At 64.1% G+C, this 8,593-nt stretch carries 9 protein-coding genes; 5 read left to right on the plus strand and 4 right to left on the minus strand.

All coding sequences use genetic code 11. The annotated features are described in order from the left end of the window. The first annotated feature begins 49 nt into the window (after positions 1 to 49). Positions 50 to 1,117 (plus strand): D-xylose 1-dehydrogenase Gfo6, encoded by a 1,068-nt coding sequence (gfo6, locus tag EAO80_RS07630; RefSeq protein ID WP_122089322.1) that lies wholly within the window; start codon positions 50 to 52, stop codon positions 1,115 to 1,117. A gap of 16 nt (positions 1,118 to 1,133) precedes the next feature. On the opposite strand, the gene EAO80_RS07635 is transcribed toward gfo6, so the two are convergent. Next, positions 1,134 to 2,096, minus strand: a complete 963-nt coding sequence (locus tag EAO80_RS07635) for an alpha/beta hydrolase (protein WP_122089323.1) — start codon at positions 2,094 to 2,096, stop codon at positions 1,134 to 1,136. Between the two features lie 173 nt (positions 2,097 to 2,269). Further along, complete coding sequence (locus EAO80_RS07640) at positions 2,270 to 2,866, minus strand: TetR/AcrR family transcriptional regulator (protein WP_122089324.1); 597 nt, start codon at positions 2,864 to 2,866, stop codon at positions 2,270 to 2,272. A gap of 263 nt (positions 2,867 to 3,129) precedes the next feature. On the opposite strand from EAO80_RS07640, the gene EAO80_RS20605 reads away from it, so the two are divergent. The 4 genes from EAO80_RS20605 to EAO80_RS07660 all read left to right on the plus strand — a co-directional run bounded on the left by EAO80_RS20605 (position 3,130) and on the right by EAO80_RS07660 (position 6,558). Next, positions 3,130 to 3,252 carry a hypothetical protein gene (locus tag EAO80_RS20605; protein ID WP_281273016.1) on the plus strand — a complete coding sequence of 41 codons (123 nt, stop codon included), beginning with the start codon at positions 3,130 to 3,132 and terminating at the stop codon, positions 3,250 to 3,252. Between the two features lie 7 nt (positions 3,253 to 3,259). Beyond that, on the plus strand, positions 3,260 to 4,756 hold the full coding sequence (locus tag EAO80_RS07650) for an MATE family efflux transporter (protein WP_122089325.1): 1,497 nt from the start codon (positions 3,260 to 3,262) through the stop codon (positions 4,754 to 4,756). A gap of 111 nt (positions 4,757 to 4,867) precedes the next feature. Continuing rightward, the gene (locus tag EAO80_RS07655; protein ID WP_122089326.1) at positions 4,868 to 5,887 is read left to right on the plus strand and encodes a sodium:calcium antiporter; all 1,020 of its coding nucleotides are present in this window, start codon (positions 4,868 to 4,870) and stop codon (positions 5,885 to 5,887) included. Between the two features lie 62 nt (positions 5,888 to 5,949). Then, positions 5,950 to 6,558: a metal-dependent hydrolase gene (locus tag EAO80_RS07660; protein WP_122089327.1), complete on the plus strand. Its 609-nt coding sequence runs from the start codon at positions 5,950 to 5,952 to the stop codon at positions 6,556 to 6,558. Here the strand turns inward: EAO80_RS07660 and EAO80_RS07665 are convergent. Next, complete coding sequence (locus EAO80_RS07665; RefSeq protein ID WP_245998523.1) at positions 6,555 to 7,100, minus strand: hypothetical protein; 546 nt, start codon at positions 7,098 to 7,100, stop codon at positions 6,555 to 6,557. The genes EAO80_RS07660 and EAO80_RS07665 overlap by 4 nt on opposite strands. A 202-nt stretch (positions 7,101 to 7,302) precedes the next feature. Further along, a complete protein-coding gene (locus tag EAO80_RS07670; RefSeq protein ID WP_122089329.1) occupies positions 7,303 to 8,526 on the minus strand; it encodes a hypothetical protein in 1,224 nt (407 codons plus the stop codon). Positions 8,527 to 8,593: the final 67 nt, after the last annotated feature.

The following is an 8,593-nucleotide window of genomic DNA, read 5'->3' on the forward strand; positions in this document are numbered from 1 at the left end:
CTCGCCGCGAGCGTCACCCTTTCCGTCGGGACGACCCAACGGCCTCGCGATGCGATCCTATCTCGACGACTTCACGCGTCGCGACTGGCAGGACGAATCGACCGATGGGACAGTTCGTCTCGCCGTCGTCGGCCTCGGTTGGTTCGCCCGCGAGCAGGCGCTTCCCGGTATCGGGAAAAGTGAGCGCTGCGAGACGACGGTGCTGGTTACCGGCTCACCGGAGAAGGGCGAACGAGTCGCCGCCGACACCGGCGCCGAGCACGTCCTCTCCTACGAGGAGTTCCACGAGGGCGAGGCTGCCGACGATTACGACGCGGTATACGTCGCGACGCCGACCGGACGCCACCTCGAATACGTCGAGACGGCGGCCGAACTCGAAAAGGACGTCATCACCGAGAAGCCAATGGAGAAGTCCGTCGAACGCGCCGAGCGTCTACGGGAGGTCTGCGAGGCGGCGGGCGTCACGCTCATGGTCGCCTACCGCCCCCGAATGGAGCCGGACTTCCGGCGCGCCCGCGAACTCGTCCGCGACGGTGTCATCGGCGACGTGACCGAGGTCCACGCGCAGTTCTCCTTTACAGTCCTGGACATGGGCGGACCCGATCAGTGGCGCATCGACCGCGAGCTCGCCGGTGGCGGTGCACTGATGGACGCGGGCGTTTACACGGCGACGGCCGCGCGTTTCTTCGCCGATAGCGAGGCCGTCTCCGTCCAGGGCGAGACCGTCTCCGATCACGAGGCCTTCGACGAGGGCGTCGAGGAGCGCGCCAACTACATGGTCCGGTTCGAGAACGGTGTCACGGCGTCGTGTTCGACAAGTTTTACCGGCGCGTACAACGACTGGGTCGAGATCAACGGCACCGAGGGGACGATTCGGATCGACCCGGCGTTCTGGTTCAACGTCGACCGCGAACTCACCGTCGAGCGCGAGGACTGGGAGGCGACGGTGACTGGGCCCTCGGTCGACGAGGTCACGGAGGAGTTCGATCACTTCGGGTACGCGGTGCTGACCGGCACCGATCCCGAGCCCGGTGCCGGGGTCGGAATCGCCGATCTCGAGCTGCTCGAAGGCGTCTACGAGTCGGCCGAATCGGGCGAGCGCGTTCGACTCGACTGACACAGGGACTCTGCGGTCAGTTCCCGACCGCGTGTAAGTCGGCCGCGAGGGCGTCGATCGCCTCGCGGGCGCGGTCCCACTCGGGCTCGGCGAGCATCGTGAGAAAGCCGTGGATCATGTCGGGGTACTCGAGGCGGTTCACTGAAACGCCGGCGTCCTCGAGGCGGTCGGCGTACGCCCGGCCCTCGTCGCGAAGCGGGTCGAACCCACAGGTGAGGACGGTCGCCGGCGGCAATGCCGTGAGATCGGGTGCTCGAAGCGGGGAGACGTAGGGGTGGTCACCGTCGAACTCGGTTTCGAGATACGCATCCCAGAAGCGCTCCATATCGCTGCGCGTGATGAAGTAGCCACTGGCGTTCTCGGTATACGAATCCGTCTCGAAGGCGTGGTCGGTCACGGGATAGACGAGTAGCTGATGGGCGATTGCGGGTCCATCGCGGTCGCGCGCGAGCAGCGCGACCGCCGTCGCAAGCGTTCCCCCGGCGCTGTCGCCGCCGACCGCGAGGCGCTCGGGATCGACGCGAACGTCGGTTTCGAAACCGAGATCGGGCTCGTCGGAGAGCCAGTCGAGGGCACCATAGCAGTCCTCGAGCGGCGCGGGAAACGGCGCCTCGGGCGCGCGACGATAGTCGACGGCGACGACGAGACAGTTGGCGGCGTTCGCCAGCGCGCGGGCGGCGAGGTCGTGGGTCGCGAGGTCGCCGACGACCCAGCCCCCGCCGTGAAAGAACAGGAGCGTCGCTTGCGGCCCTTCGGTTCCACCGGGGTCGTAGCTGCGGATCGGGATCGGGCCGTTCGGACCATCAATAGTTCTGTCGCTGACCTGTTCGATGGGTTCGGACGGGCCCCCGGTCGGGACGGTCAACTCGAGGTACGTCTCGCGTGCCTGAGTGGTTGATTGACGGTAGAGCGGCGGGACACCGCCTTCCGAGAGCTCGTGGAGCAGGTCTTCCGCTTGGGGGTGGAGTTCCGTCGACATGAGAGGACACCGATACCTCTCGTTGTCCGTGCTACCTATTAACAGTGTGCCCGGGCAGGTGCAGTCGGCGGCGTCAGTCGAGGGACTCCCCTCGAGAACGGGATGGCCGCAGTCATCGGTAAATGAAAGGGGTACCGCTTCGATCAACCGGCGAGTGGCGCCGCATTGGCACCCTATTCGTCACGTATCACGACGGCCTGCACGTACTCCTCGGCGGTTCGGCGCGCGGTGGCGAGGGCGTCGTCTCCGAGGACGACCTCGCGGGTACGGGCCCCGTCGACGATCGTCATGAGCGCTCGGGCGACGTGGTCGGGATCGACCTCGGCGAAGACGCCCGCCTCGATCCCCTGGGCGATCACGGTCTCAAGGAGGTAGCAGACGTACTCGTCGTTCTGCTGGAAGCGTTCGCCGAAGGCCTCCTTGTAGGGGGCCTGGCTTCGCATCTCGAGCATCGCCACCAGCAGGTCCCGGTGGTCCTCCAGTTCGACGAGGAGTTGATCCAACAGCAGTTCCAGTCGCCGCTCGGGGTCCGTGGTCTCGACCTCGTGGACGCTGTCCTTGAACCGTCCGAGGATGTAGTCCAGAAACGTCGCCAGCAGGTTGTCCTTCGTGTCGTAGTGGTAGTGGATCGCGGCCGTCGATTTGCCGTACTCCGCGGCGATCCGTTTGACCGTGAGGTCCGCGTACCCGTGCTCGCGCAACGCCCGGTAGGTCGCCCTCATGATCTCCTCGTCGGGATCCGAGCCGGATCGGTCCGGTGAGTCGGCCATTGGAGAACGAATAGGTCCCATACCGGATAACGGTTTTGACTCATCAGTTAGCTTCAGTGATGATCTGTTGAGTGCTAATTCGAGCTATAGCTACGGTTTCTGTACGAGTATGTCTTACACTCTCTCGATCAGAATGTTTTTGACTGACTGGTTAGTAAGTATAGTAATGACTGATACGAGCGACGAACGGCAGGCGGATATCGCGGCCACGTTCTACCGGAGAAGTACCAGGGGTGAACCGCGGAAGCGTCCGGTCCGGGGGAATGCAGGCGGACGAGCTCCGTGCCCGACTCCGTCGCGGGCTACCAGTTGCGGGACCGGGCGGGGCGGGGCGAACGGACGGGATCGTAATCGACGTACCGACCGATCAGGCGTCCTCGGGGTGAACCGCTGATGGGCGTCCGACGAGCCGTCAACGCTCTGTTCAAGAGCTCCGACGAGTTCGATCTCACCTCGGGTGGGATCGGCAAGCCGCTGTTCTATCTCTCCTTGCCAATCGTCGTGATGAACCTGTTTCAGACCGCCTACAACCTGGCGGACACGTTCTGGCTCGGCCAGTATAGCACGAGCGCGCTGGCCGCGATCAGCTTCGCGTTCCCGATGGTGTTCCTGATGATTTCGCTCGCGCTCGGGCTTTCGGTGGCCGGAAGCGTCCTCGTCGCCCAGTATACGGGTGCCGGCCAAGAGCGGCGCGCGGAGTACGCCGCCTCCCAGACGATCGCGTACGCGGTGCTCGCGTCGCTCGTTCTGGGCGTGATCGGCTACGGCTTCGTCGACGAGGCGCTGGCGCTACTGGGCGTGAGCCCCGACATCGCGCCGCTGGTCGTCGAGTACATGCAGGTGTACGCCGTCGGTCTGGTGTTCGTCTTCGGCTTCGCCGTCTTCATGTCACTGATGCGTGGCTACGGCGATACGATCACGCCGATGTACGTGATGGCGGGGTCGGTCGTGCTCAACATCGTGATCGATCCGCTGTTGATATTCGGCTTCCAGGGGAACCCGCTTTTCGCCTGGCTGGGCCTCGGCGGACTAGAAACCGGATTGTTGGAACTGACCGGCTACGCCGGCTCGGGCATCGAGGGAGCGGCCGTCGCGACGGTGTTCTCGCGGGCGCTGGCCTTCCTCGTCGGGGTCGCGATCATGTTCCGTGGGAATCGCGGCGTGCGCATCCGCCTGGGCCAGATGGTGCCCGACCTCTCGTTTGCCCGGAAGGTGGTCGATATCGGCGTGCCCGCCTCGATCGAGGGAACCGCCCGATCGCTGTCGATCAACCTGCTGTTGTTCGTCATCGCCGCGTTCCCCGAGTCGGTCGTCGCCGCCTACGGGATCGGTACGCGAATCTTCTCGGTGATCTTCCTGCCGGCGCTGGCGGTCTCCCAGGGCATCGAGACGATGACCGGCCAGAACATCGGGGCACGCAAGCAGGACCGGGCAGCCGAGACGAACCACTTCGGGGCCCGCGCGCTGCTCGCCATCCTGACGGTCGCCGGCGTACTCATCATGGTCGCCGCGCGACCGGTCGCCTCGATCTTCACGAACGATCCGGCCGTCATCGAACACAGCGCGACGTTCCTACGGGTCTCCGCGGTGAGTTTCGGCTTCATCGGCGTGATGCGCGCCTACACCGGTGGGTTCCGGGGGGCCGGACAGACGCTGATCGCCGCGGCGGTCTCGATTCTCACCCTTGGAATCATTCGCCTGCCGGTCGCGTGGATCGCGGCGGGTACGTTCGGGGCGCTCGGGCTCTGGATCGCGTTCCCGATCTCGAACGTGCTCGGCGGGATCATCGCCTACCTCTGGTTCAAACGGGGGACGTGGCGCACGAGCGATCTCACCGACTCGGAGATCGGCTTCGGGGAAACGAGTAGCGGGTCGGTAACGGACGACTGATGGCTCAGAGAGGGTGAGGGGCCCGTGATCGTTCAGAGAACGTCGTGATCTGGACCGATTAGCTTCGCAAGCTAATTCAATTCGGCGTTATATCGAAGAACTGACGAAATTATGTGGGACATGATCGCGCTGTTCGTGTTCGGCGCCGCCGTCGTGTTGTTCATCGGGCCACGGCTCAGCCGCGCCGCCGAGGAGCTCGCCGATGCCATCGGGATCGCACAGACGATCGGCGGGTTGGTCTTTCTGGGGGCGACGACGTCGCTTCCCGGCGTCATCATCTCGTTCGACGCCGCCCTCGGCGGGGAGGCGACGCTATCGGTGAGCAACGCGATCGGCGGGATCGCCGCCCAGACCGTCTTCATCGTCGTCGCGGACGCGGCGATGCGACGTGGCCCACTGAGTCGGGAGATAAAGATGGCGGCGAGCCTCATGCAACTGGCGGTCCTGATCTCCCTGCTGACGCTCATCATGCTCGCGATGTTGGCCCCTACCGGGCTCGTCCTCTTCGGCGTCCATCCGGTATCATACCTGCTCATAACTGCCGTCTTCGCCGGGTTTCGCATGATCCAGACCTCCGAGATCGAACCGAAGTGGTACTCCCGGCGGTTAACAGCCGAGATCCGAAAGCAGGTATCGGGCAAGGAAGACGACGTGGAGGTGAAGCTGACTGGCCGGCTCGTCGGCCGGTTTTTGGTCTTGGCCGCGCTCATCGGTGGTGCCGGTTGGCTGATCTCGTTCAGCGGCCAGGGTCTGATCGACGAGACGGGCGCGTCACCGATGCTCGTCGGGATGACGGGGATGGCGATCGCCTCGTCGCTACCGGAGCTGGTCACGGCCGTCTCGGCCGTCAGACGCGGCGCAGTAGCGCTGGCGATCGGAGACATCATCGGCGGCAACGTCTTCGACACGCTCATCATCGCGGTCGCCGACTTCGCCTATCGCGACGGCCCGATCTACGGTGGCGTGACCGTCGAAATCCCGTTTCTCACCGTTATTACCGTCCTCATGAGCAGTATCCTCCTGATCATGTTCGTCCGCCGGGAATCCGAGGCCCTCGGCGCCCGGATCGGAACCGAGAGCTATCTCATCCTCTCGGTGTATGCGGTCGGTGTGATCTACGTCCTGTTGTAAACGGAACCGCTGTTCCACGCGTCGATAGCCTGATATCGGTGTGACCGATGTAGAACAACACAATGATGCTGCCGACTCACGCCCTGATCGGACTGGCGCTCGCGGGCCCGCTGCTCGTGGTCGCACCCGAGTTCACGGGCGTTGCACTCGTCGCGGGCTTCCTTGGGGGCGTGTTCCCCGACCTCGACCTGTACGCCGGTCACCGCCGAACGCTGCATTACCCGAGCTACTACCCCGTGCTCGCCGTCCTCGCGCTGGCCATCGCGATCGCCGCGCCGTCGGTTGCGACGGTCGGGATGGCGACGTTCCTTCTCGGTGCCGGCGTTCATTCGGTCATGGACGTCTTCGGCGGTGGCCTGGAGCTGCGGCCGTGGCTCGAAACCTCCGAACGGGCGGTGTACGACCATTACCAGGGACGGTGGCTTGCACCGAAGCGCTGGATCCGGTATGATGGGGCGCCCGGCGATCTGCTGTTGTCGGCGAGCCTCGCGGTCCCGCTGTTCGTAGCGCTCGAGGGTGCGTTTCGAACCGTCGTGATCGCGACGTTCGGGGTTGCAGTCGGCTACGCTACCGTTCGGCGTGTCCTGCCGTCGCTGGCGGACCGACTCGTCGGTGCCGTGCCGACCCCGATCCGACGATACCTCCCGAACCGATACGTCGAGACCGCCTAAGGGGATCGTGTCGTGCTCTCGAGGAAGTTCTCAAGGGCAGAATCACCGACCACGAGGACGAGAACGGCACCGAGGAGGTCGAAGACGAGATCGAGCGCGGTATCGATCGGGCCGTAGGCGACGAGGACGGGTTCGAACCCGAGTCGGTTGGCGAGCGCGTGCAGGAGATACTCCATGAGCTCCCAGAGCGTGCCGAGACCGACGACGGCGCCGATGACGTCCGCCTGCGGATCGCGACCGCGGTTGCGACTCGCGGTGTAGACGATCCCACTGAGAAGCGTCGCCGAGAAAGTATGCGTGAGGTGATCCCACCACCAAATGTCGTCGTACGGACCGAGCATTCCCACCGCGTGCAAAAGCATCGCGATCGACGCGTACACGCGCTGCCACGGTCGAAACTCGACGTCGTGCCAGTGCTCGATGGCGTCGGGCAACGATGCGGCGACGAACGCGAGGACGGCGTTCACGATGGCACCTGGGTCCCGCCGGCGGATCCCGACGACGAAGACGCTCACGATTCCGTATCTGACGCCTCGTTCCATCCTCCGTGCGATCGACGTCGGTGAGGGCGCCTGGACAGGCATTGATAGTGACGAAAACATCGATCGGGAAATAGCTACGTGAACTCCGTTGTCCCCCCGTACCAAACCCGAACCGTGCTAGAATCGGGAGGAGACCTGTAATGAACCGAAGAGACACCGTTGATATGCCACGCACCTATCGAGAACTGGATCGCTGTTCCCGTTATTCAAGGGAGTTCAGGGCGACTCGAAGACCACGACGGCGCTCTTCGTCGATGAGCGGCTTGCCGGCCATCGGGTCGTCAAGGTTGACCGGTGCACCGACCCCTGGTTCGTGGGGTTCGCCGAGCCCGTACTGGTTGTTCCGGAACGTCCAGTCGTGCCACTCTCCACGTGGGACGTTCACTTGACGATACGGCGCAAGGCCACCGTCGTTCGAAACGTTCTCGGGTGGTTCCTCTCCGTCGATCTCATGGGCGAACCGGCAGTTTTCGGTCACGTACTCCTCGTCGGGATATCCACGGAACGCGATCGCCTGTGTTGGATTGCCCGTGATACCATGCGTGAACGTGAACGTACAGCGACGCACTTCGACGCGACCACCGGCAGTGAGATCGTCTCCGTAGCCGTTTTCGGCCAACGTATGCACATCGACCGCGTGTGAGAGCGTCGTCGGTCCGATAACCGAATCCTGAAGCGTATATTCGCAGGTCGGGTGGCCAAAACCATTGACTGCGTGACGTATTGCATTGAAGTAGCTCATCTCGATAGTCGGGTGGCCATTGAACACGTCGATGACGTAGCCCGCACCCACCATCATACAGTCGTGGCCGTAGATGTGATGGATGTGCGGCGAGACGACCGTCGACGCGGTGCCGATGGCGATGGCTTGCACCGGCCAGCCGTAGATCTCGCAGTTGTCGACCTCGACGTCGTCGGCCAGAATGCGGAGACCACGGGCGTAGCGTTCCTGTCGCATCGCTTCGCGCTCCTGGTAGCTATCGCCCGCATCGAGCGGGATGTAGCCGGGATATTCGGGGTCGTCGTAGTAATCGTGGTACGGCCCCCGGAGACGCACGCCGCTAATGCGCGACCCGCCGCGCATCGTGATCAATCCTCGGCCATTCGACCCGCCGTCCCACGCCGGGGAGTCGTGGCCGTGGTCAGTGGTGTAGAGTAGGGCGCCGGGTGAACCGTCGATACCGCGATCCGAGACGATCGTCTGGCCCGAAAGCGTGAGGTCCTCGCCTGAAAGATCGATCTGGGCCGTGCCCGGAATGCCGATCACGTCGGCCGATGAGTTGAGCGCGTCGAAGAACGCTGATCGAGTTTCGACGGTCACGTCGGCGTCGGCGAGGCCGATGTCCGCGTGGTGGCCGACGCCGCCGCCGATCGGACGCCCTTCGAGACATTCGAGCACGCGGTCGTTGGTGAAATACTGGGCCATTGGATCAGAGGTGGGCGTCCTCGTGGGCGGCGACGTTCAGATCGAAGTAGTAGTACCAGAAACGATT

The organism is Halalkalicoccus subterraneus (genome assembly GCF_003697815.1).
Classification (GTDB): Archaea; Halobacteriota; Halobacteria; order Halobacteriales; family Halalkalicoccaceae; genus Halalkalicoccus; species Halalkalicoccus subterraneus.